Annotated in this window: 17 protein-coding genes and 3 pseudogenes; 10 read left to right on the top strand and 10 right to left on the bottom strand. The window is 66.1% G+C overall.

Going from position 1 to position 24,703, the window contains the following annotated elements:
• Positions 1 to 59: 59 nt before the first annotated feature.
• The 5 genes from urtE to urtA form a co-directional block, all read right to left on the bottom strand.
• On the bottom strand, positions 60 to 749 hold the full coding sequence (urtE, locus tag ABNQ39_RS15430) for an urea ABC transporter ATP-binding subunit UrtE (RefSeq protein WP_376961352.1): 690 nt from the start codon (positions 747 to 749) through the stop codon (positions 60 to 62).
• A 47-nt stretch (positions 750 to 796) separates the two neighbouring features.
• On the bottom strand, positions 797 to 1,543 hold the full coding sequence (urtD, locus tag ABNQ39_RS15425) for an urea ABC transporter ATP-binding protein UrtD (RefSeq protein WP_376961350.1): 747 nt from the start codon (positions 1,541 to 1,543) through the stop codon (positions 797 to 799).
• A gap of 15 nt (positions 1,544 to 1,558) precedes the next feature.
• Positions 1,559 to 2,722, bottom strand: a complete 1,164-nt coding sequence (urtC, locus tag ABNQ39_RS15420; protein ID WP_376961348.1) for an urea ABC transporter permease subunit UrtC — start codon at positions 2,720 to 2,722, stop codon at positions 1,559 to 1,561.
• 12 nt (positions 2,723 to 2,734) lie between these two features.
• Entirely contained in the window at positions 2,735 to 3,661 is a 927-nt protein-coding gene (gene urtB, locus ABNQ39_RS15415; RefSeq protein WP_376961346.1) for an urea ABC transporter permease subunit UrtB, read from the bottom strand.
• Positions 3,662 to 3,754: 93 nt separating this feature from the next.
• The gene (gene urtA, locus ABNQ39_RS15410; protein WP_376961344.1) at positions 3,755 to 5,029 is read right to left on the bottom strand and encodes an urea ABC transporter substrate-binding protein; all 1,275 of its coding nucleotides are present in this window, start codon (positions 5,027 to 5,029) and stop codon (positions 3,755 to 3,757) included.
• 417 nt (positions 5,030 to 5,446) lie between these two features.
• On the opposite strand from urtA, the gene ABNQ39_RS15405 reads away from it, so the two are divergent.
• The 3 genes and pseudogenes from ABNQ39_RS15405 to ABNQ39_RS15395 form a co-directional block, all read left to right on the top strand.
• The gene (locus tag ABNQ39_RS15405; RefSeq protein WP_376961342.1) at positions 5,447 to 8,908 is read left to right on the top strand and encodes a hybrid sensor histidine kinase/response regulator; all 3,462 of its coding nucleotides are present in this window, start codon (positions 5,447 to 5,449) and stop codon (positions 8,906 to 8,908) included.
• Positions 8,877 to 9,827, top strand: coding sequence for a response regulator transcription factor (locus tag ABNQ39_RS15400; protein ID WP_376961340.1), 951 nt, complete (start codon positions 8,877 to 8,879; stop codon positions 9,825 to 9,827). The genes ABNQ39_RS15405 and ABNQ39_RS15400 overlap by 32 nt, the downstream gene beginning before the upstream one ends.
• Before the next feature lie 146 nt (positions 9,828 to 9,973).
• Positions 9,974 to 10,145: pseudogene (locus ABNQ39_RS15395) on the top strand (IS6 family transposase); the annotation flags it as partial.
• Positions 10,146 to 10,259: 114 nt separating this feature from the next.
• Here ABNQ39_RS15395 and ABNQ39_RS15390 read toward each other — a convergent pair.
• Both ABNQ39_RS15390 and ABNQ39_RS15385 read right to left on the bottom strand, forming a co-directional pair.
• The gene (locus ABNQ39_RS15390) at positions 10,260 to 11,066 is read right to left on the bottom strand and encodes an SDR family NAD(P)-dependent oxidoreductase (protein WP_376961338.1); all 807 of its coding nucleotides are present in this window, start codon (positions 11,064 to 11,066) and stop codon (positions 10,260 to 10,262) included.
• 72 nt (positions 11,067 to 11,138) lie between these two features.
• Positions 11,139 to 11,699 carry a carboxymuconolactone decarboxylase family protein gene (locus ABNQ39_RS15385; RefSeq protein ID WP_376961336.1) on the bottom strand — a complete coding sequence of 187 codons (561 nt, stop codon included), beginning with the start codon at positions 11,697 to 11,699 and terminating at the stop codon, positions 11,139 to 11,141.
• Positions 11,700 to 11,864: 165 nt separating this feature from the next.
• Here ABNQ39_RS15385 and ABNQ39_RS15380 point away from each other — a divergent pair, with 165 nt between their 5' ends.
• The 5 genes from ABNQ39_RS15380 (at position 11,865) to ABNQ39_RS15360 (ending at position 18,273) form a co-directional block, all read left to right on the top strand.
• A complete protein-coding gene (locus tag ABNQ39_RS15380; RefSeq protein WP_376961334.1) occupies positions 11,865 to 12,560 on the top strand; it encodes an enoyl-CoA hydratase/isomerase family protein in 696 nt (231 codons plus the stop codon).
• Positions 12,561 to 12,664: 104 nt separating this feature from the next.
• On the top strand, positions 12,665 to 13,972 hold the full coding sequence (locus ABNQ39_RS15375; protein ID WP_376961332.1) for an IS701 family transposase: 1,308 nt from the start codon (positions 12,665 to 12,667) through the stop codon (positions 13,970 to 13,972).
• 434 nt (positions 13,973 to 14,406) lie between these two features.
• A complete protein-coding gene (locus ABNQ39_RS15370) occupies positions 14,407 to 14,673 on the top strand; it encodes a HigA family addiction module antitoxin (RefSeq protein WP_376961330.1) in 267 nt (88 codons plus the stop codon).
• On the top strand, positions 14,657 to 16,156 hold the full coding sequence (locus ABNQ39_RS15365; protein WP_376961328.1) for an ATPase domain-containing protein: 1,500 nt from the start codon (positions 14,657 to 14,659) through the stop codon (positions 16,154 to 16,156). Before ABNQ39_RS15370 ends, ABNQ39_RS15365 begins: the two co-directional genes overlap by 17 nt.
• Positions 16,153 to 18,273 (top strand): hybrid sensor histidine kinase/response regulator, encoded by a 2,121-nt coding sequence (locus tag ABNQ39_RS15360; protein ID WP_376961326.1) that lies wholly within the window; start codon positions 16,153 to 16,155, stop codon positions 18,271 to 18,273. Before ABNQ39_RS15365 ends, ABNQ39_RS15360 begins: the two co-directional genes overlap by 4 nt.
• Positions 18,274 to 18,343: 70 nt before the next feature.
• Here ABNQ39_RS15360 and ABNQ39_RS15355 read toward each other — a convergent pair.
• Positions 18,344 to 19,240 (bottom strand): annotated as a pseudogene (locus ABNQ39_RS15355) (IS3 family transposase); the annotation flags it as partial.
• Here ABNQ39_RS15355 and ABNQ39_RS15350 point away from each other — a divergent pair.
• Positions 19,238 to 19,678 carry a hypothetical protein gene (locus tag ABNQ39_RS15350; protein WP_376962667.1) on the top strand — a complete coding sequence of 147 codons (441 nt, stop codon included), beginning with the start codon at positions 19,238 to 19,240 and terminating at the stop codon, positions 19,676 to 19,678. The pseudogene ABNQ39_RS15355 and the gene ABNQ39_RS15350 sit on opposite strands and share 3 nt — an antisense overlap.
• Positions 19,679 to 19,840: 162 nt before the next feature.
• On the opposite strand, the pseudogene ABNQ39_RS15345 reads toward ABNQ39_RS15350, so the two are convergent.
• Positions 19,841 to 20,106, bottom strand: a pseudogene (locus tag ABNQ39_RS15345) (hypothetical protein); the annotation flags it as partial.
• A 92-nt stretch (positions 20,107 to 20,198) separates the two neighbouring features.
• Here ABNQ39_RS15345 and ABNQ39_RS15340 point away from each other — a divergent pair.
• Positions 20,199 to 21,182 carry a transposase gene (locus ABNQ39_RS15340; protein ID WP_376961324.1) on the top strand — a complete coding sequence of 328 codons (984 nt, stop codon included), beginning with the start codon at positions 20,199 to 20,201 and terminating at the stop codon, positions 21,180 to 21,182.
• A gap of 17 nt (positions 21,183 to 21,199) precedes the next feature.
• On the opposite strand, the gene ABNQ39_RS15335 is transcribed toward ABNQ39_RS15340, so the two are convergent.
• Entirely contained in the window at positions 21,200 to 24,649 is a 3,450-nt protein-coding gene (locus ABNQ39_RS15335; RefSeq protein ID WP_376961322.1) for a pyruvate carboxylase, read from the bottom strand.
• Positions 24,650 to 24,703: the final 54 nt, after the last annotated feature.

Below are 24,703 nucleotides of genomic sequence, written 5' to 3'. Positions count from 1 at the left end.
CTGCGGTGGAGAGGCGGGATGCGGGAAAGAGGCGAAGGCGTCGGTATCCTGTCGGGCGTTCAGACCGACAGCAGCCGCGCGACCTTCGCCTCGTCGATGCGGTCGCGGCTGTCCTCGTGGACGATCTCGCCGTTCTCGATCACCAGCACCCGGTCGGCGATGTCGAGCGCGAAGCTCAGCACCTGTTCCGACACGACGATGCTCAACCCCTTCTCGTCGCGGATGCGGCGCAGGGTGCGGGCCATCTCGCGGATGATCGAGGGCTGGATGCCCTCCGTCGGCTCGTCCAGCAGCAGGACCTTCGGCTTGGTCGCCAGGGCGCGGGCAATGGCAAGCTGCTGCTGCTGGCCGCCCGACAGGTTGCCGCCGCGGCGGCCCTTCATCTCCAGCAGCACCGGGAACAGTTCGTAGAGATCGCCCGGCACGCTGCGTCCGCCATGGACGGTCAGGCCGGTCTCGATGTTCTCCTGCACGGTCATGGCCGGGAAGATCATGCGGCCCTGCGGAACATAGGCGACGCCCTTCGCCACCCGCTCGTAGCTCTTGAGGCCAGTGATCTCGGTCCCGCCGATGCGGACGGCGCCGGACCGCGCCGGCACGATCCCCATCAGCGACTTCATCAGCGTCGTCTTGCCCATGCCGTTGCGGCCCATGATGGCGACGATCTCGCCCGGTGCCACCGTGAAGTCCAGGCCGTGCAGGACCTCGCTCTCGCCGTAGGACACGCGGAGTTGGTTGACGGAAAGCATCTGTTGATCCCCCGCTCAGTGGCCCAAATGACTCTGGCCCAGATAAATCAATGGCCGAGATAGACTTCGACGACCTTGGGGTCGTTCTTCACCCGCTCCATGCTGCCTTCCGACAGGATCTTCCCCTGGTGCAGCACGGTGACGCGGTGGGCGATGTCCTCGACGAACTTCATGTCGTGCTCGATCACCAGCACCGACCGGTTCTGGATGATGCGGTTCAGCAGCTCGGCGGTCTTCTTGCGCTCGTTGACGCTCATGCCGGCGACCGGCTCGTCCAGCATCAGCAGCTCGGGGTCCTGGATCAGCAGCATGCCGATCTCCAGCCACTGCTTCTGGCCGTGGCTGAGATATTCGGCGCGCTGGTCGAGATGGTCGGCCAGGAAGATCATCTCGGCGATCTCCGCCACCCGCTCGCGCACCGCGGCGTCGCGCTTGAAGGCCAGCGCGCCGAACACGCTGCGGCCGCGGGGGTAGGAGATCTCCAGATTCTCGAACACCGTCAGGTCGTCGTAGATCGACGGGTTCTGGAACTTGCGCCCGACCCCGGCCTTGACGATCTGGTGCTCCTTCATCGCCGTCAATTCCCGGTTGCGGAACTTGATGGAGCCGCCGGACGCCTTGGTCCGTCCGCAGATCAGGTCGAGCACCGTGGTCTTGCCGGCGCCGTTCGGGCCGATGATGACGTGGATCTCGTTGCTGTCGACGTAGAAGGACAGGTCGTTGACCGCCTTGAAGCCGTCGAAGGAAACAGTCAGCCCTTCGACCGCCAGCAGGTAATCGGTGGGGTTCGCCATGGGATCCGTCCCTCCTCAGTCGGCGGCGGTGTGCGGCGGGATGATCTGCGCGCCGGCATCGGCACTGGCGGGGGCATCAGCCCGTCCGGCCGCCGGCCGGCGCAGCCGCGGAGCAATGAACTGCTGGTAGAGCCCGGCCAGCCCGTTGGGGAACACCATCACCACCCCGATGAACAGGGCGCCCATGGCAAACAGCCACAGCTCCGGGAAGCTCTCCGACAGCATCGTCTTGGCCCAGTTGACCAGCAGCGTGCCGTAGACCGCACCCAGCAGCGACAGCCGGCCGCCGACCGCGCAGTAGATGACCATCTCGATTGACGGCACGATGCCGACGAAGGACGGCGACATGAAGCCGACCTGGAGCGTGAACATCGCGCCACCCACCGCCGACAGCGCCGCCGCGAAGCAGAAGACGAAGATCTTGAAGTTGGCGACGTCGTAGCCGGAAAAGCGGACCCGGTCCTCCTTGTCGCGCAGCGCTACCAGGATGCGGCCCAGCTTGGAGCGGCGGACATAGAGGCACAGCAGGATGCAGCCGATCAGCAGCGCCGAGTTGACGAAATACAGCACCAGCTTCGCCTCGTCGGTGCGAATGTCCCAGCCCTTCAGCGTGCGAAGATCCGTGATGCCGTTGATGCCGCCGGTGTAGCCCTGCTGGCCGACGATCAGGATCGTCAGGATGGCGGCGAACGCCTGGGTGATGATGGCGAAATAGACGCCGCCGACCCGCCGCTTGAACATCGCCAGCCCGACGATGAAGGCCAGCAGCGCCGGAACCGCCACCACCGCGACCGTCGCGAAGGTCAGGCTGTGGAATGGCTCCCAGAACCAGGGCAGTTCCTTCAGCTGGTTCCAGTCCATGAAGTCGGGGATGCCGGGGGTGGACTGGATCTTGGTCGCCTCCGGGCTGGAGGCTTCCAGCTTCAGGAACATCGCCATGCAATAGCCGCCGATGCCGAAGAAGATGCCCTGCCCCAGCGAGAGGATGCCGGCGCTGCCCCAGCACAGCACGAGGCCGAGCGCCACGAAGGCGTAGGTCAGGTATTTGCCGACCATGTTCAGCCGGAAGATGTCGAGCCCCAGCGGCAGGACGACGATCAGCAGGGCGGCCAGCAGCAGGATGCCCGCGATGTCGCCGTCCAGGCGGCCGAAGAAGCGACTGTTTGGGGTGCGCGTCATGGGATTGGCTCCTCAGCGGCGGACTTTGAGGACGAACAGGCCCTGCGGGCGCAGCATCAGGATCACGACGACGGTCAGCAGGGTCAGGACCTTGGCGGTCGAGCCGCTGAGGAAGAACTCCATCGTCGACTGCGCCTGGCTGATGGTGAAGGCCGACGCGATGGTGCCGATCAGGCTCTGGGCGCCGCCGAACACCACCACCAGGAAGGTGTCGACGATGTAGAGCTGGCCCGAGGTCGGGCCGGTGGAGCCCACCATGGTGAAGGCGCTGCCCGCCACCCCGGCGATGCCGCAGCCGAGCCCGAAGGTGTAGCGGTCGACCTTCTCGGTGTTGATGCCGACGGCGCCGGCCATCACCCGGTTCTGCATCACCGCCCGCACGCCCTGGCCCCAGCGCGAGCGGAACATCACGGCGTAGATCACGATTGTGATGGCGATGGTCAGGCCCATGACGAACAGGCCGTTGATCGGCACCTCGATGGTGTCGGTGACGGCGACCGAGCCCATCAGCCAGTCGGGCAGCACCACGCCGACCTCGCGCGCGCCGAAGACGGAGCGGAAGATCTGCTGGAGGATCAGGCTCAGCCCCCAGGTCGCCAGCAGCGTGTCGAGCGGGCGGCGGTAGAGGAAGCGGATCATCGCCCACTCCACCAGCATCCCCAGCGCCCCGCTGGCGAGGAAGGCCAGCGCCATGGCGATGAAGAAATAGGCCGGGAACAGCGCCGGCGCGGTGCTGGAGATGAAGGTGGAGCAGAGATAGGTCACATAGGCGCCGAGGATCATGAACTCCCCGTGCGCCATGTTGATGACGCCCATTTGCCCGAAGATGATGGCGAGGCCCAGCGCCATCAGCACGAAAACGGAAAACAGGATGAGCCCCGCGAATCCCTGCATGGCAAAGATCGACCCGAGCTCGGCCAGGCTGTAGCCCTCGAACATGATGGGAACTCCCGTCAGAGAGGCCCCCGCTCCGTCCCTTCGCCGTTCAACGGCGGAGAACCGGAGCGGGGGCAGGTCCAGCCCCGCCGCCGCTTACTGGTAGCCCTTGGGGAAGGGGTTCGGCTCGATCAGGTCGGCGGTCTCGAAGACGACGTCGAACTGGCCGTCGGTGCGGGCGCGGCCGACGCGCGTCTTGCTCCACAGATGATGGTTCTCGTGGACGCGGACATAGCCTTCCGGCGCGCCGGTGAACTCGATGCCGGCCGACGCGGCGGCGATCTTGTCGATGTCGAAGCTCTTGGCCTTCTCCGCCGTCAGCTTCCACAGCCAGGGGCCGAGATAGCCCGCCTGGGTCACGTCGCCGATCACGCTCTCCCCGCCCCACATCTTCTTGAAGGCGGCGACGAACTTCTCGTTGTTGGGGTTCTTCAGCGACTGGAAATACTTCATGCAGGCATAGGCGCCGGCGATGTTCTCGCCGCCGATGCCCAGCATCTCGTCCTCGGTGACGGAGATGGTCATCAGCGTCTGCTTGTTCAGGTCGATGCCGGCCGCCTTCAGCTGCTTGTAGAAGGCGACGTTCGACCCGCCGACGACCGAGGCGTAGATCACGTCCGGCTTGGTCAGCTTGATCTTGTTGATGACCGAATTGAACTGGGTGTGGCCGAGCGGGAAATACTCCTCGCCGACCACCTTCTGCCCGTGCATCTCGATGTGCTTGCGGGCAATCTTGTTGGAGGTGCGCGGCCAGATGTAGTCTGAGCCGATCAGGAAGAAGCTCTTCGCTCCCTTCTCCTTCGTCACCCAGTCCAACCCGGCCAGGATCTGCTGGGTGGCTTCCTGCCCGGTGTAGATGACGTTCTTCGACTGCTCCAGCCCTTCGTAGAAGGTCGGGTAGTAGAGCATGCCGTTATACTGCTCGAACACCGGCAGCACCGCCTTGCGCGAGGCGGAGGTCCAGCAGCCGAACACCGCCGCCACCTTGTCCTCGACCAGCAGCTTGCGCGCCTTTTCGGCGAAGGTCGGCCAGTCGCTGGCGCCGTCCTCCTGGATCACCTCGATCTTGCGGCCCAGCACGCCGCCCATCTCGTTGATCTGGGCGATGGCCAGCTTCTCGGCCTGCACCGACCCTGTCTCCGAGATCGCCATGGTGCCGGTGGTGGAATGCAGGATGCCGACCTTCACCGTGCTGTCGGTGACGGCCAGCTTCGTCGTGTTGACGGCGTCGGTCGGCAGCCCCTGGGCCAGCGCGCCGCGCGGCAGCAGGCCGATGGCCGGCAGCGCCGCCATGCCAAGGAGGAGCTTGCGGCGGAGCGGCGAGTGCGCGCCGCCGGTGAGCTTGTCCGCATTGATCTTGTCCGAGGACATGAAACCTCCTGATGTTGGCCGTTGTCGCCCTGCAAAGACCGTCCGCAACCGGGGGACGGCTGTTTTGAAAGGCATTTTTTTCGGGGGAGTTGGCGGAACCATCCGCGACAGGACGCCCCGATGGTTGGCCGAACGGTGCGGTGCAGCAATACGTGGATTTGCGTATAGGGGTGGCGGGCGGCAAATCGTTATAAAATCGCGGCAGTCCGAATTCGATCCGGCGCTCGCAACCACCCAAAAGCGAGTGACGCCTCCGTGTCCTCTCTCAGATTATACCGGTCCTCGGGCCTTGTTGTTCGGTGTCTTTATTTCTGACAGACTGGCGGAACAGCCGATTTTACTATGAGACCGGCGAACAAGGGGAAATCTTAAACAATCTGCACCGCGAACTGATTTCAGGGAGGGCGAATGGGGCCGATGGCGGGGCGCCAGAGGGTGATCGCGGTCCGGCGGACCTACAACAGGTGGGTCGCCAACCAGACGCTGGAGGATTACGCGCTGCGCTTCACCGCGCGGAAGGCGCGGCGCTGGTCTCCGCTGCGCGTCGCCAACACCGCGCTCGGCTCGATCTCCTTCCTGGCGCTGGAGGCCATCGGCGGGGCGGTCACGCTGAATTACGGCTTCACCAACGCGCTCCTCGCCATCCTGACCGCCGCCGCCCTGATCTTCGCCAGCGCGCTGCCCATCAGCTATTACGCCAGCCGCTATGGCGTGGACATGGATCTGCTGACCCGCGGCGCCGGCTTCGGCTATATCGGCTCCACCATCACGTCGCTGATCTACGCCTCCTTCACCTTCATCTTCTTCGCCATCGAGGCGGCGATCATGGCGACGGCGCTGGAGATGGCGTTCGGCCTGCCGCTGGCCGTCGGTTACGTCGTCAGCTCGCTGCTGGTGATCCCGCTGGTCGCCTACGGCTTCACCGTCATCAGCCGCCTCCAGCTCTGGACCCAGCCGCTATGGCTGGCGCTGCACGCCCTGCCCTTCCTGTTCATCGCCATCCAGGACGGCGAGGCCTTCGCCGCCTGGACCCGCTTTCCCGGCCGGGCGCCGGATGCGGGCGGCGGCTTCGACCCGATGCTGTTCGGCGCCGCGGCGTCGGTGGTGTTCTCGCTGCTGGCGCAGATCGGCGAGCAGGTCGACTTCATCCGCTTCCTGCCCTACGACCCCGACGCGAAAGGCCGCAAGAAACTGTATTGGTGGACAGCGCTGGTGGCGGCCGGGCCGGGCTGGATCGTCATCGGCACGATCAAGCTTCTGCTGGGCTCCTTCCTGGTGGTGCTGGCGTTGCAGAACGCCGTGCCGCTGGAGCTGGCGGCGGAGCCGACGCGGATGTACCTCGTCGCCTTCCAGTATGTGACGCCGTCGCCGCAGCTGGCGCTGGGCCTCACCGGCCTGTTCGTCGTGCTGTCGCAGCTGAAGATCAACGTCACCAACACCTATGCCGGCTCCATCGCCTGGTCGAACTTCTTCTCGCGCCTGACCCACAGCCACCCCGGCCGGGTGGTGTGGGTGGTGTTCAACGTCGTCATCGGCCTGATGCTGATGGAGCTGGGCATCTACAAAACGCTGGAGCCGGTGCTCGGGCTCTATTCCAGCGTCGCCGCCTCCTGGATCGGCGCGCTGGTCGCCGATCTGGTGGTGAACAAGCCGCTCGGCCTCAGCCCGCGCCATGTCGAGTTCAAGCGCGCCCATCTCTACGACATCAACCCGGTCGGCGTCGGCGCCATGCTGCTGGCGACGGTGCTGTCGATGCTGGCCTTCCTGGGCGGGCTGGGGACGACGCTGAAGGTCTGCGCCCCCTTCCTCGCCTTCGCCGCCGCCTTCCTCGCCGCCCCTGCCATCGCCTGGGCGACCCGCGGCCGCTACTACATCGCCCGCCGCCCTTTCGAGGACTGGAACGGCGAGGAGGCGATCCGCTGCCGCATCTGCCAGCACGCCTTCGAGCCCGACGACATGGCCTTCTGCCCGGTCTATGCCGGGGCGATCTGCTCGCTCTGCTGTTCGCTGGACGCCCGCTGCGGCGACGGCTGCAAGAAGGACGCGCGGCTGGGCGTGCAGCTGCGCCACGCGCTCGACGCCATCCTGCCGCCACGGGCCGCGACCGCGCTGAAGGCCCGGCTCGGCCATTATCTCGGCGTCCTGCTGATGCTGGCGCTCGCCATCGGCGCCGTGCTGTCGCTGGTCTATGTCGAGGTCGCGTCGGTCAACGCCGAGGCGCAGGCGCTGATCCGCAGCACGCTGTGGAAGGTCTTCTTCATCCTGATGATCGTCGCCGGCGTCGCCACCTGGCTGTTCGTGCTGGCGCGGGAAAGCCGCAAGGTGGCGCAGGAGGAGACGCACAGGCAGACCGACCTGCTGATGCGGGAGATCGAGGCGCATGAGCGCACCGACGCCCAGCTTCAGAAGGCGAAGGAGGCGGCGGAAGCGGCGAACCTGGCCAAGAGCCGCTATCTGGTCGGCATCGGCCACGAGTTCCGCACGCCGCTCAGCGCCATCTTCGGCTATTCGCAGATGCTGGAGCGCGATCCGGCCATGCCACCGCACCGGGTGGATGCGGTGCGAGTCATCCGCCGCAGCGCCGAGCATCTGTCCGGACTGCTCGACGGGCTGCTGGATGTGTCGAAGATCGAGAGCGGCCGGTTGCAGCTGAACCGGGCGGAGGTGCGCTTCGGCGACCTGCTCGACCAGCTCGTCGGCATGTTCCAGTTCCAGGCGGAGGCCAAGGGCATCGCCTTCCGCTTCGAGGCGCCGGAGGATCTGCCGCCGGTGGTCTTCACCGACGAGGGCCGCATCCGCCAGATCCTGATCAACCTGCTGTCCAACGCCATCAAGTTCACCGACAGCGGCGCCGTCTGCCTGCGCGTGCGCCACCGCAGCCAGATCGCCGAGTTCGAGGTCGAGGACACCGGTCCCGGCATCGCCGCGGCCGATCTGGAGCGCATCTTCCAGCCCTTCGAGCGCGGCTCGGCCGCCAACCCGATGGTGCCCGGCATGGGGCTCGGCCTGACCATCACCAAGCTGCTGACCCAGGTGATGGGCGGCGAGATCACCGTGACCAGCACGCCCGGCGCCGGCAGCCTGTTCCGGGTGCGGCTGATGATGTCGGCGGCGATGCTGTCGACCGCCTCGTCCCAGCCCGATCTTCCGATCCGCGGCTATCGCGGGCCGCGCGTGACCGTGCTGGTCACCGACGACGACCTCGCCCACCGCAACCTGCTGGCCGATCTGCTGGCCGAGCTTGGCTTCACCGTCTTCAAGGCGACCGATGGCCCGACCTGCCTCGCCATGGCGGAGCTGCACCGGCCGGACATCGTGTTGCTCGACATCTCGATGCCCGGCATGAACGGGCTGGAGGTGGCGAGGCGCCTGCGTGCCTCCGGCCATGGCGACACCACCATCGTCCTGGTGTCGGCCGACACGCGGGAGGACCGCCCCGCCACAGGCGAGGGGGCCGGGACCGGCGCCGACGCCCGCGCAGACGGGGGCCAGCCGCATGACGGCTTCGTCGCCAAGCCGGTCTCCATTCCCAAGCTGCTCGCCTGCATCGGCCGGCTGCGCGGCATCGACTGGGAGTATGACGCGCCGGCCGGCGCGGACGACGGCCCCGCGGATTTCGCCGCGTCCGAACTGCCGCCGCAGCACCACATCGCCGAACTGATCCATCTGGGCCGCATCGGCTATGTCCGCGGCATGCAGGCCAAGCTGGCCGAGATCGCCGCCGCCCATCCGGAGCTGGAGCGCTTCGTCGGCCGCATGCGGACGCTCGTCAGCAATTACGACCTGAACCAGTATATGGCCGCGCTGGAGGCGGTGTACCGCGATGACAGCCATGACGATGCCAGCCATGACGATGAAATCCGTAACCAGACCGCGTGACGTCGTCCTCGTCGTCGACGATTCGCCCGAAGCCCTCAGCTTCCTGACCGACGCGCTGGAGGAGGCCGGGGTGACCGTGCTGGTGGCGCTGGACGGCCGCAAGGCGCTGGCCCTGCTGGAGCAGGTGACCCCCGACGTGATCCTGATGGACGCGATCATGCCGGGGCTGGACGGTTTCGAGACCTGCCGCCAGCTGAAGCGCAGCAGCCAGGTCGCCCATGTCCCCGTCATCTTCATGACCGGACTCACCGAGACGGAGCATATCCTGAAGGGCTTCGCCGCCGGCGGGGTCGATTACGTCACCAAGCCGATCGTCGCCGAAACGCTGATCGCCCGCATGTACGCCCATCTCGCCAACGCCCGTGTCGCCCAGAGCACGCGGGCGGCGCTGGACGTCACCGGCCGCACCCTGCTGGCCGCCAACCACCGGGGCGAGCTGTTGTGGTGCACGCCGCAGACCACCCGCATGCTGGAGGCCGCCTTCGGCACCTCCTCCGCCGACGGCCACGCCACCGGCGTCTCGCTGCCGGAGGAGGCGCGCCGCTGGCTGGCCGACCGTCAGGCCGGCGGCGCCGGGCGCAAGCCCGACAGCGTGGTGATCGCCACCCTTGCCGACGGCCGCCGCCTGCGCCTCAGCCCGGTCGGCCAGACCGGCCCCGACGAGATCCTGCTGCAGCTGGCCGAGGAATCCGGTGCCGGCGAAGACAGGCTGCTGAAGGACAAGCTGTCCCTGACCCCGCGCGAGGCGGAGGTGCTGATGTGGGTCGCCAACGGCAAGCCGAACCGCGACATCGCCGAAATCCTCGGTCTCAGTCCACGCACGGTCGACAAGCATCTGGAGCAGATCTACGCGAAGCTCGGCGTCGAGAACCGGGCCGCCGCCGCCGCGATGGCGGTGCGGGCGCTGAATGGCCGGTAAATGGACAGCCGGTAAATGGGTGGTGGCCTTCGGGGATCTCACCCGGTCAGCTTGGCATACATGGCCGGCAGCAGATCCGGCAACGGCACCGTCAAGTTGGTGTTGGACGGGTTACCAGAACGGTCGAAGGGGGGATATGGAGCGGCATGACGACACCCGCCGCCTGCTGCAATGCTGGTTGCCGCTACCCCGCCGAGGTCATCGCGACGGCGGTCTGACTGTACTTCCGCTTTCCGCTCAGCCTGCGGATGGTCGAGGAGATGCTAGCAGCGCGGCATCCTCGTCAGCCATGAGACAATGCGGCAGTGGGGCCTGAAGTGAAAGGCCTCAGTGCGCCACCGTAAAGCCAACGCCCATAGACGTGGCGGAGAGGCTCTCACGAAGGATTAGCCGGAAGCGGATTGATCGCCACCTCCCGCTGCCGATCCTTGCTTACAAGGCGGCATGCTCCTTGACCGCCACCTCAAGGCGAGCCTTGAGATCGTGGAACCGTGCATCAATGGCCAGCGGATCGTCCCGGTTGAGCGCGATCATCGCCGCACGTGTTTCGCCACCACGGATCACCTCCAGCGCCTCCGCTTCGATCCCCGCCACGATGGCCGCGGCCACGGCCTCGGCGCTCTCGCGAGTGAAGCCCAACTCCGGACCAGCAGTGTTCGACGCCATCATCGGTGTGTCCGTGGCCCCGGGATAGACGGTCAGCACATGGACACCCTCCCCTTTCAGTTCACGGCGCAAGGCTTCGCCGAACCGTGCCAGGCCGGCCTTGGCGCCGGCGTAAGTGGCGTAGAATGGCGCGCCGACGAGCCCCAGGCCCGACGAAATATTCACCACCATCCCCTCGCCGCTGATGCGTAGCGCTGGAAGAGCGGCCCGTGTCAGCAGGATGGGGGCAGTCAGGTCGACGGTGATCATCGCGAGGATATCCTCCTCCGTGACCTGCTCCAGCCGTCCGGCGCGGACGCCGCCGGCGTTGTTGACCAAGATGTCGAGCCCGCCCAGTGCGCCGAGCGCGTGGTCGAGCGTCTGCTGACGGCCGCCTGCGGTAGCGACATCGGCCACAATGCCGGTCACCGATACTTCGGCCTTCTGCAAGGTCTCGACCGCAGCAGCCAGCGGGTCAGGGCGCCGACCGGTGATGGCAAGGGCCACCCCCTTCTCCCCGAGCGCCCGGGCAGAGGCAAAGCCGATGCCGCTGGAGCCGCCGGTGATCAGCGCGCGTTTTCCAGAGAGAATCATGTCAGCTCCGTGTGGATCGGTTCAGTGACTGGACCTGTCGGATGGGTGGCAAGAACAGCGCTTCGCCTTGCGTCAGGCGACGGCGGACTTACTCCACTCATTGCCCTTCATGAAGGCGTCGAGCAGCGTGTGGGTGATGTGGTTGGTGTAGTTACTCATCACCTTGGTGGCGACGCCGAGCACCACCTCCAGGACGTTGCGGCGGGTGAAGCCGGCCGCCAGGAAGGCATCGACCTCCGCGTCGTCGACCCAGCCGCGATTGCGCACCACCAGCGTGGCGAAGCGGTGCAGCGCCTCCAGCCGGGCATCGGGCAGTTCGCTGCCGGCGCGCAGCGCGGCGATCACCTCCTCACCCATCTTCTGCATCCGGGCGAGCGTGGTATGACCGGCCATGCAGTAGTGGCACTCGTTCTCGAAATTGGCGGTCAGATAGACGACCTGCTGCTCATGCGCGGTGAGCGTGGTCTTGGAGAACAGGTCCCACAGCGCCGCGTAGCCGGCCAGCAGTTCCGACGATTCCGCCATATAGGACTGCAGGTTGGGCACGAAGCCGAAAGCGGTCTTCACGCCCTTGAAAATCGGCTTTGCGGCATCCGGGGCGGTGTCAAGGGTGTAGCTGGTGAACTGGGGCATGGTGGCGGTTCCTTGTTCTGTCGGCTACGTTCGACGGGACGGACCCTGACCCATTCCAGAAGCGGCGCATAGGCGGGCCGCACGACTAATGCCTATGCCTGCTGGGAATGATCCTGGCGGGAATGACGTCCCCGCAAGTCCGCTTCGGACAGCGGCGTTCTCGAGGTGAAGCTGCACACGGACGGCGGCAAGCTCGTCTTCAACGGCCACACCCATGAGCAGTTCGTCGACCTGTTTCATCAGATCGGATCGGATCCGGACAACCGCGTGGTGATCCTCACCGGATCGGGCGACGCTTTCATGGACGCCATTAGCCCCGAGGGCTTCGATTTCTTCAGTCCGCGCGGTTACGACAAGATCTTCCGCGAAGGCAAGAAAGTGCTGATGAACATCCTCGACATCGAGGTGCCGGTGATCGCCGCCCTCAACGGGCCGGTTCTGCTCCATTCCGAATACGCGCTGCTCGCGGACATCGTGCTGGCGACGCCGGAAACGGTCTTCCAGGACAAGCCGCATTTCGACTTCGGCATCGTCCCCGGCGACGACGTCAACCTGCTCTGGCTGGAGGTGATCGGCAGCATCCGCGGCCGGCATTTCATCCTGACCCGGCAAGTTCTCGACGCCCAAACCGCCAAGGATTGGGGTGCCGTCAACGAGATCGTACCCTCCGGCCAACTGCTCGCCCGGGCGCATGAGATCGCCGAAGGGCTGGCCGCCCTGCCGCCGCTCACCAGCCGCTACACGCGCATCGCATTGACGCAGAAGCTGCGCCGGATCGTTGACGAGGGCGCCGGCTACGGCCTGGCGCTGGAAGGTATCAGCGCGGCCGAGGTCGCCCGCTCCGCCGCCGCGAACAGCTGATCCGCATTTTCCCTCCATTCCCTAATTCTACTGTGTCATAAAATCTGGAATGGGCCAGAGGTTCGTTGTAATAAGGGGACCCATGCTTCGTTCAGAGAGGCGGTATGGCTCCCCTTGGCACGGCAGACGGCATCGAATCACGGTTCGCGGCGTATGTCGAGCGCCTGGCGCCGGCTTTGGGTCACGCTGATCGCGCGGCGCCGTTTCGTGCCTATTGCACCGGATTGATCCTTCCAGGCGACCGCAAGAGCGTCGAGCCGATGGCGGCGCGGGTGGAGCCGGGACGTGTCGGCGCCGCCCATCAGTCCTTGCACCATTTTGTTGCCAAGGCGGCCTGGGAGGATGCGGCTGTGCTGGCCGGGGTGCGCGATCTGGTTTTGCCGGCGCTGTTGGAACGTGGCCCAATCCGCGTCTGGATCATCGACGACACTGGCATGCCGAAGAAGGGGCGCCATTCCGTTGGCGTGACGCGCCAGTACTGCGGCCAGATCGGCAAGCAGGACAATTGCCAGGTCGCCGTGTCGCTGTCGCTGGCAACCGACCACGCCAGCCTTCCCGTCGCCTTCCGGCTTTACCTGCCGGAGACATGGGCCGGCGATGCGGAGCGCCGGGCGCGGGCCGGCGTCCCGGACGAGGTCCTCTTCCAGATCAAGCCCGCCATCGCGCTGGACCAGATCCGCACGGCCATGACGGCAGGTCTGCCGCCGGGCGTGGTCCTGATGGACGCAGGCTACGGCAACGACACCGCCCTGCGCGAAGGCGTGACCGCGCTGGGGCTGACTTACGTCGCCGGCGTCCAGTCCTCGCTGACCGTCTGGCCGCCCGGTGTGGAACCACTGCCGCCCAAGCCGTGGAGCGGCAAGGGGCGGCCGCCGAAGCTCCTGCGCCGCGCCCCTGGACATGAACCGATCTCCGTAAAGGCTCTGGCCGAAGGGTTGGCGCCGGAGGCTTGGCGCTCCGTAACGTGGCGGGAAGGCACGAACGCGCCGCTGGCCTCCCGTTTCGCCGCCGTTCGCGTTCACGCCGCGCACCGCGACGAGGAGCGGGCGGAGCGTCGCCCGGAGGAGTGGCTGCTGATCGAATGGCCCGAGGACGAAGAGAAGCCGACCAAATACTGGTTGTCGACGCTGCCGGAGACAATGCCGCTCGACGCCTTGGTGGAAACCGCCAAGTTACGGTGGCGCATCGAACGCGATTACCTCGAACTCAAGCAGGAACTCGGTCTCGGCCATTACGAGGGCCGAGGATGGCGCGGATTCCACCATCACGCGACGCTGTGCATTGCCGCCTACGGATTCCTGATCAGGGAACGGGCGGCGATTCCCCCCTCAGGACCACCCCTCGCCGGGCGCCTCCAAGCGCCTGACGTTTCCGAAGGCTTCCGACCCCGCGGGGCCGCCGCCGCACCCTGAATGCCACGTCCCGACCTCCATCGCCACCCTGCGCATCGCAATCGCCAGAAGGCTCGCCAGAACCCTCCAGCGATGCCTATGCTGCCATCAATTGCAAACTTTATGACACAGTAAAATTAAAGGGGTATTGTTACGTTAACTTGGATTGGACGTACGAGGAGGTCGAATGGCCGTCAAACAGCGGTTTCACGGACGGTCAAAACAAAAGAATGGGCGCCAGCTGGAACAAAGATCGGCAGTGCGTCTTTGTAGACTCTATGCCAAAGGGTCAATGACGATAGGAAAGCTGCGCCCTGTCACGCGATGCGTTACATTTGGGCGACCGTGTAATCCGGTCAGGATCGATGTCTGTAGAATTATCTTTCTCCACTGATCCTCCACCTCATCCCGGTGCCGTTCTGCGCAACCACGTGTTGCCCGAGCTTCGGCTGACGGTGACCCAGGCCGCCTGCGAACTGGCGATTGCGCGGCAGACGCTCCATCGCGTGCTTTCGGGCACCGCCGCCGTCACGCCGGAGATGGCTGCCCGGTTGGCCCGGCTCTGCGGCATATCCGGCCATTTCTGGCTCGACCTTCAACAGGCGCATGACCTTTGGCATGCGCAGCGTGCTCTTGCCGACACCTTGGACCGCATTCCGGCGCATTCACTGCCCGACACCCTCAAGACGGATATCCTTGCCCGCCATGCCCGCTCCCGCTGAACTGCCGCCCAAGGCGCGCACCGGTGTTACCGGTCTTGACGACATCCTCGCAGGCGGTCTTGCCCGCGACCGTGTCTTCCTGCTCGAGGGCAGCCCCGGCACCGGCAAGACCACCATTGCCCTGCAGTTCCTATTGGACGGCGCGGCGGCCGGTGAAACCGGCCTTTACATCACCCTGTCGGAAACCGAGGGTGAACTTCGCGACGCTGCAGCCGCTCACAATTGGACACTCGGCGAGGCGATCACGGTGTTCGAACTGGTTCCACCGGAGAGCCTGCTCGACGAGGCGCACCAGCAAAGTCTGCTCTACTCCTCCGATCTCGAACTCGGCGAGACGACCAGGCTGATGTTCGAGGCGATCGGGCGCAGCAAGCCGATGCGGATCGTCCTCGACAGCCTGTCGGAGATCCGGCTGCTGGCGCAAAGCTCGTTGCGATACCGGCGCCAGATCCTCGCCCTCAAGCATTACTTCGCCCGGCATGGCGCCACCGTGCTGCTGCTCGACGACCTGACCACCGACACGATGGACAAGACGGTCCACAGCATCGCACACGGCGTGATCCGTCTGGAGATGCTGACCCCGTCCTACGGCGCGGAGCGGCGGCGTCTGCGGGTGCTGAAATACCGTGGGCAGGCCTATCGCGGCGGCTACCACGACTGCACGATCACCACCGGCGGCTTCAAGGTGTTTCCCCGGCTGATCGCCGCCGAACATCGAACCGGCTTCGCCGGAGAGCGTCTGGGCAGCGGTATCGCCGAACTCGACACACTGATGGGCGGCGGCATGGAGCGCGGATCGAGCGCCCTGATCATCGGCCCGGCCGGGACCGGAAAGTCGCTGCTGGCACTTCAGTTCACGGTGGCCGCCATCGGACGGGGTGAGCGGGCGGCGTTGTTCGTGTTCGACGAGGAGCTTGGCCTGCTGTTCGCCCGGACCAGGGCGATGGGCTTCGATCTCGAAGCCATGCGGGATAGCGGTAGTCTGATCATCGAGCAGGTGGATGCGGCGGAACTGGCACCCGGCGAGTTCACCCACCGGGTCCGCGCCTGCGTCGACGACCACCAGATCCGCACCGTGGTGATCGACAGCCTGAACGGCTATCAGGCGGCTATGCCGGAAGAGCAGCTTCTGGTCCTGCATCTTCATGAATTGCTCCTGTACCTGAACCGCCAGGGCGTGACGACCTTGCTCACCATCGCGCAGCATGGCCTGATCGGTGACATGCAGGCCCCGGTCGACGTCACCTATCTGGCCGATACCGTCGTACTGCTGCGCTATTTCGAGGCGCTGGGCCGTGTCCGGCGGGCGATCTCGGTGATCAAGAAGCGCGCCGGCCCGCACGAGGACACGATCCGCGAGTACCGGGTCAACGACAGCGGCATCTCCGTCGGGCCGCCGCTGGATGCGTTCCAGGGGGTGCTGCGCGGCGTGCCGGTCTACATCGGCCAAGGCGGACCTCTGATGCAGGACGATCCGGCTTGAGCGAATCCGCCATCACGGAGCGCGCGCTGATCCTGGCGCCGCATGGACGGGATTCCGCCGTTGCTTCGGCCTTGCTGGGCGAGGTCGGGATCGCCGCGCACGCCTGTCCCGACCTGCCGGCACTTTGCACGGCGCTGGGAGATGGAGCCGGTCTGCTCATCCTGGCGGAGGAGGCGGTGCGCACCGCCGATCTCCAGGGTCTCGTCGCCTGGATCGGTGCGCAGCCGCCATGGTCGGACCTTCCCGTCATCCTGCTCACGCTGCGGGGCGACCGTGCCGAGCGCACGCCGGAGGCCGCGCGCCTGACCGAACTGCTCGGCAACGTCACCTTCGTGGAACGCCCCTTCCACCCGACGACCCTGATCAGCGTCGTGCGGACCTGTCTGCGCGGCCGGCGCCGGCAATACGAGGCGAGGGCGAGGCTGGTGGAGCGCGAGCGTCTGCTGGCGGATCTCGCCGACGAACGGGCACGCTTCGAAACACTGGTCGAGCACCTGCCGGTGGGGGTGAACCTGATGGACCGGAACGGCCGGTCCTTAGTGTCCAACCCGGCCTTCCGGAGCTTTCTTCCGAACGATGCCATTCCCTCCCGGCAGCCGGGAGGTGAGGAGAGTTGGATCGCCTACGACGCGAATGGCCACCGTCTGTCAGGCGATCGCTATCCCGGAGCGTGTGCACTGCGCGGCGAGACCGTCACCGGCATCGAGTTCATCCATCGTCCCGCCGGCGGTCAGCCGGTCTGGACCCGTGTCAGTGGCCTGCCTGTGCGGGATTCTACCGGCAAGGCAGCCGGAGCGCTCGCCGTCATCGTCGACATCACCGACCAGAAGGCGGCGCAGGAGGCGCTTCGGCGACTTACGGAGACGCTGGAATCCAAGGTGCAGGAACGCACCCGGGAATTGGAAGCGACGCTGGACCAGCTTCGCGACGAGATCCGCGACCGCGAACGCGCCGAAGAGCAACTGCGCCAGACGCAGAAGCTGGAGACGCTCGGCCAGCTCACCGGCGGGGTGGCACACGACTTCAACAATCTGCTGATGGCGGTGCTCGGCAATCTGGAATTGCTGCGCAAACGCCTGCCCGCCGATCCGACGACGGAGCGCCTGTTCGATGGCGCCATGCAGGGGGCCCAACGCGGAGCGATACTGACCCAAAGGCTTCTGGCTTTCGCCCGTCGCCAGGATCTGCAGCCGCAGGCTGTGGACCTTGCCGGGCTGCTGGACGGCATGAAAACGCTGTTGGAGCGTTCGGTCGGCCCGCGCGTCGTCATCCGCATCGACGCACCCCCTGCGACGGCGCCGGCGCTGATCGATCCCAACCAGCTCGAACTGGCGATCCTGAATCTCGCCGTGAATGCCCGCGATGCCATGCCCGACGGCGGCACGCTCACCGTGACCGTGGACGAGGCGCCAACCCCCGCCACTTCGGGACTGCCGCCGGGCTTCTATCCGCACCTGAGCGTGCGGGACACCGGCACGGGGATGGATGGGGAAACGCTGGCGCGGGCGATCGAGCCGTTCTTCTCGACCAAGGGCATCGGCAAAGGCACCGGACTGGGGTTGTCGATGGTCCATGGTCTGGCGGTGCAGTCCGGTGGCGCGTTCCGGCTGTCGAGCGTTCCAGGCCAGGGGGCGCTGGTGGAGCTGTGGCTGCCGAAGGCGACAACACCGGCCCAGGTAGCCGAATTGCCAACGACCACGGTGGCCGACGTATCCCCCGCCGTGGTCCTCGTGGTCGACGATGACGCGCTGATCGCCATGAGCACCGTCGATATGCTGGCCGACCTTGGCCACACGGTCATCGAAGCGAGTTCGGGGAGCGAAGCCCTGGAACTTCTGCGCAGCGTCCAGGCGGTCGATTTGCTGCTGACGGACTATGCGATGCCGGGGATGACTGGCGTTGAGCTTGCGGAGGCGGCCCGTATCATGGTCCCGGACCTGCCGGTGTTGCTGGCGACGGGGTACGCCGACCTGCCGGAGGGCGTCATCGCCGACCTGCCGCGGCTTGCCAAGCCGTATACGCAGAATCAGCTCGCCGTCGCGACAGCCAAGCTGCTGGCCACCAGGGCAGGAATTTCGGCATCTGCCAAGCAGAGTGATGGTCTTCACTCTGGTTAGCGCGCTCGATTTCACCGCCGAGATAGCCGACTGAACCGCGCCGGGTTTCCCGGAGGCCATTTGTGTTGAGTCATGCTGCCCTGGCGACGTCCTCGACTTTAGCATAGTAGCGCGCTTCGGCTTCGGCAGGAGGAATGTTGCCGATGGGTTCGAGCAAGCGCCGGTGGTTGAACCAGTCGCCCCATTCGAGAGTGGCGAACTCGACGGCCTCCAGGGTGCGCCATGGTCCCCGGCGGCGGATTACCTCGGTCTTGTAGAGGCCGTTGACGGTCTCGGCCAAAGCGTTGTCGTAGCTGTCGCCGACGCTGCCCACGGAGGGCTCGACGCCGGCCCCGGTGAGGCGATCGGTGTAGAGAATGGCAAGGTATTGCGACCCACGGTAGCTGCGCTGGCCCTTCGGGCTCGGAGTGGTGGATGAGGCTGCTGGCCTTGGCGGGCCGACGGTCGTGGAGCGCCTGTTCCAGGGCGTCGAGGACGAAGCTGGCGTGTGCTGTGCGCGACACCCGCCAGCCGACGATGCGACGGGCAAAGGGGTATCGATGACGAAGGCCACGTAGACGAAGCTCTGCCACGTGGCCACATACGTGAAATCCGCCACCCACAAGGCATTCGGGCGGGGCGCCTGGAATTTGCGGTTCACCCGGTTCTGCGGACAGGGCGCCGCCTTGTCACTGCTTGTGGTGCGCACCGCCTTGCCGCGCATCGCTCCCTTCAGGCCCATCTGGCACATCAGCCGGGCCACCGTGCAGCGGGCCACGTCGAGGCCTTCCCGCCCCAACTGCCGCCACACTTTCCTCACCCCATAGACCTGGAAGTTTTCATTCCAGACCCGTCGGATAGCCAAACTCAGCTCCGCGTCGCTTCGCGAGCGGACCGGCGCCCTGGACGGATCGGCCCGCCGGGCGGCATGGGTGCGGTAAGTGGATGGGGCGATCGGCAGCACCTTGCAGATCGGCTCGACCCCGTGACCAGCCTGGAAGCGGACAAAGCCCAGCTGCTCGCTGCGCCCCAGGAGCCCGATGCGGTCCTGCCGTCGGTCCTGCTGCACCCCCAGCTGTCGGACCTCTACCGCCGCAAGGTGGAAGCACTGGAGGCGGCCCTCGCTGGCGGCGAGGACAGCGCCGAGGCGATGGAGATGGTGCGGATTATGATCGACCGCGTCGTCCTAACGCCCTCCCCTGCCGGGGCCGGGCTGAACGCCGGCCTGCATGGCGAACTGGCCGGCATCCTGGCGGTCTGCGAGGGCGCCGCTCAGATGGGCATGGCCCAAACGCACGAACGCCCCGGCTCTTTCAAACCAGGGCGTCAAGTGTCGGTGGTTGCGGGGGCAGGATTTGGCCTTTACCGAACACACTATCGACATGGACGTGAAGAACAAGTCGCCCAAGAAAATTCTGGCCAATGAGAATCGCCACCATGTCACTTGGTGGAAACTTCTTATGGTTGACATGCCAGCGCGTCGGCTGCAAATGCAGGAATGGTGCGCAGAGTGGAGATTACAGCAGCGATGTGCGGCTAACCGAAAATCGAGGTCGGGCCGCTTTCGAGCTCTAGGACATGTCGTCATGTTAAGCCATATGACAACCGATGCGAGATGAACGGCGGCCAGAAAAGTGCTGGCAAGCTTATCGCATTAAGTAGCAATGGCGCGACAACCTTCAACTTGTTGGAGAATCGCTCGACGAGATTGCGTTCCTGGTACAAGACGAAGTCGGTGTAGCGGTACGGCACGGCGTCGACGAACAGGCGGTTGTCCTTCGCCGTCCTGCCGACATGGCCGGGAGGTCCAGGCGGAAGATCCTGGATCCGCTCCCACTGGGCGTCGCGCAAAGCATAGAGTCGCATCGGTCAACCCTTCTGTTAGCCGTCCTTGCTCTGTCGAAAGCCTCGCGGTCTGACGAAGTGATGTTCATCTGCCGGGTATCATGAAAAATCATCTGCTGTGCTTTGCGCGGCTGGCCCATGCTGTGGCGCGCCGCGCACTCCCCGTATTTCTGAGTAAGTACGCCCGCCCTGTCTATCGGCCTTCCAGCCTGTTTGCCGCTCTGCTGGTGAAAGAGCATCTCCGCCTGAACTATCGCGGCTTGGAGGACCTGCTGCGGATCTCAGGTCAACTTCGCCGCCTGTTCGGCTTCCTGAGCGTCCCCGACCACTCCACCTTCTGGTGGTTCGCCCGCCGTTGGCTCAGTGCCGAACTGGTGGCGTCGGCTTTGGCGGAGACCGTGCGCCGGGTCAAACGCGATGGACAGCGGTGCCAGGTTGCCCTGGATAGCACGGGGCTCTGGCTCAGCCATACCTCACGGTATTTCGAATGGCGGGCGAAACGCGAGCGTGGCCAGCGTGGATGGCTGAAGTGGGCGTTGGCGATGTGGGTGGGCCCGCAGATGCTCTTGGCGCAACGGGTTCGTCCAGGACCAGCGGGCGATTTCCCCGATCTGGTCCCGCTGGCGACTGACGCCTCTGCGGTGATGGCCTTCGACGAGGTGATCGCGGATGCCGGATACGACAGCGAGGCCAATCATCGCTTCTGCCGCGAGACATTGGGCGTCCACTCCCTCATCCCAGCGAAGAAGCGGCGCTCGACCAAGGTCATCGCAACCACCCCATACCGGCAGGAGATGCACCGACTGCTCAATGATCCAGGGGATGCTGCCAGCAAGCGCGCTTACCGACAGCGCTGGAAGGTCGAAACCGTCATGTTTGTTGCGAAGCGGAGGTGGGGCGAGGCCCTATCCGCCCGCACCGACCTCACGCAACAGTCTCAAGCATTGCTCCGAGGCGTCGTCTACAACGTCAACCACCTTGTTCTGCTTGGGATTTCCGCATGCGGCTTTCGACAGAGCAAGCCGTCCTTCCATAAATCACGCATTTCTCCCGATGGGAATCCCTCAACTGACGACACGTCCTAGTGCGGTTCAGTTCCCCTTCAATCGGATACCACAACGAGCAGATCCTTGGTCTCGACACTCCATCCCTGCTCGATCACGATGCGCTCGACCGCACCGGAGCGATCGGCGCGCACGATGGTCTCCATCTTCATCGCTTCCAGCGACATCAGCGCGTCGCCGGCTTCGACCCGCTGGCCCGGCCGGATCAGGATCCCGGTGATCAGCCCAGGCATCGGCGCCCCGATATGGGCGGGGTTGCCGTTCTCTGCCTTGGGCCGTCCAGCCCGCGCCGGCGTTACCGAGCGATCCTGGACCTCGATCATGCGCGGCTGCCCGTTCAGTTCGAAGAACACGGCGCGCTGCCCGGCTTCATCGGCCTCCCCGATCGCCAAGTAACGCACCACCAGCGTCTTGCCCGGTTCCAGAGACAGTGACACCTCCTCGCCCCGCACCAGCCCATGGAAGAAAACCGGGGTGGGGAGCACACCGACGTCCCCATAAGCCGCGCGGTGCCCGGCGTAGTCGGTGAACACAGTCGGGTACATGAGGTATGAGGCGAGTTGGCGGTCGTCGACCGGATGGCCTGCCGCACGCTCCGCCGCGCCGCGCTCCGCCTCCAGGTCGGCCGGCGGGATCAGCGCACCGGGCCGGCCAGGCAGCGGCGTCCCGCCCTTCAACACCTTGCGCTGCAAAGCGTCCGGGAAGCCGCCCGGCGGCTGGCCGATCTCGCCGCGCATCAGCTGCACCACCGAATCGGGAAAGGCGATCTCCTTTGCCGGATCGAGCACATCCGCCTCGCCCAGCCCGCCGGTGACCATCACCAGCGCCATGTCGCCGACCACCTTCGACGTCGGCGTCACCTTGACGATGTCGCCGAACAGCCGATTCACCGCGGCGTAGGCCTCCACCACCTGATCCCAGCGCTCCTCCAGACCGAGCGCGCGCGCCTGTTGACGCAGGTTCGTGTACTGGCCGCCGGGCATTTCGTGCCGGTAGACCTCCGACGTACCGGCACGCACGTTACTCTCGAACGGCGCATAGCATCGCCGCACCTGCTCCCAATAATGGGACAGAGCCGTAATCGCCCGCCGGTCAAGGCCGGTATCGCGCGCCGTATGCTCAAGCGCCGCGGCGATGGAACCAAGGGGTGGCTGCGAGGTCAACCCCGACAGGCTGTCCATGGCGGCGTCCACCACGTCCACCCCGGCCTCCACCGCAGCCAGCACGCTGGCCGCGCCGGCGCCGGAGGTATCGTGGGTGTGGAAGTGGATGGGCAGCCCGACCTCCTCGCGCAGCGTGCGCACCAGCAGAGCGGCCGCCGCCGGCTTGCACAGGCCGGCCATGTCCTTGATGCCGAGGATGTGGGCGCCCGCCGCCTCCAGTTCCCTGGCGAGGGCCACGTAGTATTTCAGATCGTACTTCGGCCGGCACGGATCGAGCAGATCGCCAGTGTAGCAGAGGGCCGCCTCGCAGATCGCTCCGGTCCCGCGAACCGCGTCGATGGCGACGCGCATGTTCTCGACCCCGTTCAGGCTGTCGAAGACGCGGAACACGTCAACGCCGCCCGCCGCCGCCTGTTGGACGAAGTGGCGCACCACATTGTCCGGGTAGTTGGCGTAGCCAACCGCATTCGACGCGCGCAGCAGCATCTGTAGCAGCAGGTTCGGCATTGCCGCCCGCATGCCGGCGAGGCGCTCCCACGGGTCCTCCTTGAGGAAGCGCATGGCGACGTCGAAGGTGGCGCCGCCCCAGCACTCGACCGAGAACAGCTGCGGCAGCAGCCGGGCGTAGGCCGGCGCAGCGGCGAGCAGATCTTGGCTTCGGACCCGGGTGGCCAACAGCGACTGGTGGGCGTCGCGCATGGTGGTGTCGGTGATCAGCACCTTGCGCTGCTCGCGCACCCAGCGGGCCAGGACGTCGGCCCCGTCCGACTCCAGACGCTGCTTGAGGCCCGGCGGCGGCGCGTCCGCGGACACGGCGGGTGGCTTCGGCTGTGCCGGACGGGGAGCGGCTTTGCTCTTCAGCTCGGGATGGCCGTTGACCATCACCTCAGCGATGTAGGTCAGCAGCCGGGTGGCGCGATCGCGATGCGGCGGGCTGCGGAAAAGCTCGGGCGTGGAGTCTATGAAACGCGTGGTGCAGGTGGCGGCGCGGAACTCCGGATGCGCGATCAGCGCCTGAAGGAAGGTGAGGTTGGTCGTCACGCCGCGGATACGGAACTCGCGCAGGGCCCGGTCCATGCGGGCGATCGCCTCGTCCGGTGTCGGCGCCCAGGCGACCACCTTTTCCAGCAGGCTGTCATAGTGCCGCGTGACCAGTGCCCCGGAATAGGCCGTGCCGCCATCCAGACGAATGCCGAAGCCGTTGGCGCCACGGTACAGGCTGATGCGGCCGTGGTCGGGGACGAAGGTGTTGTCCGGATCCTCGGTGGTGATGCGGCACTGGATGGCATGGCCCGACAGGGTGATGTCGCTCTGGGCCGGAACCCCGCTCCCTGCATCGCCGATGCGGGCGCCGGCGGCGATGCGGATCTGCGCCTTCACGAGGTCGATGCCGGTGACCGCTTCGGTGATGGTGTGCTCGACCTGGATGCGTGGGTTCACCTCGATGAAGTAGAAGGCGCCGGTGTCGGCGTCCATCAGGAACTCGACGGTGCCGGCGTTGCGGTAGCCGGCAGCGCGGGCAAGCGTGAGTGCGGCGTCGCACAGCGCGGCGCGCTCGACCGCCGTCAGGTAGGCGGCCGGGGCGCGCTCGACGACCTTCTGGTTGCGGCGCTGGACGGAGCAGTCGCGCTCGAACAGGTGGACGAGCGTGCCGTGCGCATCGCCCATAACCTGCACCTCGACGTGACGGGCGCGGCGGACGAGCTTCTCAAGGTAAAGCTCGCCGTTGCCGAAAGCAGCCTGGGCCTCGCGCCGGGCGGCGGCGACCAGATCCGGAAGATCCTCGGCCGTCTCGACGACGCGCATGCCACGGCCACCGCCGCCCCAACTTGCCTTCAGCATCAGGGGATAGCCGATCTCCGCGGCAAGGCGCGCCGCCCCGGCGACGTCGTCGGGCAGTGCGCCCGTTGCGGGCATGACGGGAACGCCGGCCGAGACGGCAAGGGTGCGCGCCGCCACCTTGTTGCCGAGCAGGCGCATTGTGTCGGCCGACGGACCGATGAAGGTGATGCCCGCCGCGGCGCAGGCGTCGGCGAAGTCCGGGTTCTCGGAAAGGAAGCCATAGCCGGGGTGGATGGCGTCGGCGCCGGTGCGGACGGCGGTGGCGATGATGGCGTCGATGTCGAGATACGCCTCGATGGGTCCCCTGCCCTCGCCGATCCGATAGCTCTCGTCCGCCTTGAAGCGGTGCAGTGAAAAACGGTCCTCGTATGCAAAGACGGCGACGGTCGGGATCCCGAGTTCGGTAGCCGCACGCAGCGCACGAATGGCGATCTCGCCCCGGTTGGCGACCAGAATTTTGCGAAAGGGGGAGGCATGCATCATGATATCCCGACCAGAAGAGAACATCCGGAAGCCGTCCGGACCTGACGGAGGGTT

Source organism: Azospirillum sp. A26 (assembly GCF_042604635.1).
Taxonomy (GTDB): domain Bacteria; phylum Pseudomonadota; class Alphaproteobacteria; order Azospirillales; family Azospirillaceae; genus Azospirillum; species Azospirillum palustre.
This window is presented reverse-complemented; position numbering and strand designations above follow the sequence as displayed.

What these genes read in the sequence shown, in the direction of transcription:
- urtE (WP_376961352.1), bottom strand. Translation starts at nt 749, where the DNA reads ATGCTTTCCGTCAACCAACTCCGCGTGTCCTACGGCGAGAGCGAGGTC.
- urtD (WP_376961350.1), bottom strand. Translation starts at nt 1,543, where the DNA reads ATGGCGAACCCCACCGATTACCTGCTGGCGGTCGAAGGGCTGACTGTT.
- urtC (WP_376961348.1), bottom strand. Translation starts at nt 2,722, where the DNA reads ATGACGCGCACCCCAAACAGTCGCTTCTTCGGCCGCCTGGACGGCGAC.
- urtB (WP_376961346.1), bottom strand. Translation starts at nt 3,661, where the DNA reads ATGTTCGAGGGCTACAGCCTGGCCGAGCTCGGGTCGATCTTTGCCATG.
- urtA (WP_376961344.1), bottom strand. Translation starts at nt 5,029, where the DNA reads ATGTCCTCGGACAAGATCAATGCGGACAAGCTCACCGGCGGCGCGCAC.
- ABNQ39_RS15405 (WP_376961342.1), top strand. Translation starts at nt 5,447, where the DNA reads ATGGCGGGGCGCCAGAGGGTGATCGCGGTCCGGCGGACCTACAACAGG.
- ABNQ39_RS15400 (WP_376961340.1), top strand. Translation starts at nt 8,877, where the DNA reads ATGACGATGAAATCCGTAACCAGACCGCGTGACGTCGTCCTCGTCGTC.
- ABNQ39_RS15390 (WP_376961338.1), bottom strand. Translation starts at nt 11,066, where the DNA reads ATGATTCTCTCTGGAAAACGCGCGCTGATCACCGGCGGCTCCAGCGGC.
- ABNQ39_RS15385 (WP_376961336.1), bottom strand. Translation starts at nt 11,699, where the DNA reads ATGCCCCAGTTCACCAGCTACACCCTTGACACCGCCCCGGATGCCGCA.
- ABNQ39_RS15375 (WP_376961332.1), top strand. Translation starts at nt 12,665, where the DNA reads ATGGCTCCCCTTGGCACGGCAGACGGCATCGAATCACGGTTCGCGGCG.
- ABNQ39_RS15365 (WP_376961328.1), top strand. Translation starts at nt 14,657, where the DNA reads ATGCCCGCTCCCGCTGAACTGCCGCCCAAGGCGCGCACCGGTGTTACC.
- ABNQ39_RS15340 (WP_376961324.1), top strand. Translation starts at nt 20,199, where the DNA reads ATGAAAAATCATCTGCTGTGCTTTGCGCGGCTGGCCCATGCTGTGGCG.
- ABNQ39_RS15335 (WP_376961322.1), bottom strand. Translation starts at nt 24,649, where the DNA reads ATGATGCATGCCTCCCCCTTTCGCAAAATTCTGGTCGCCAACCGGGGC.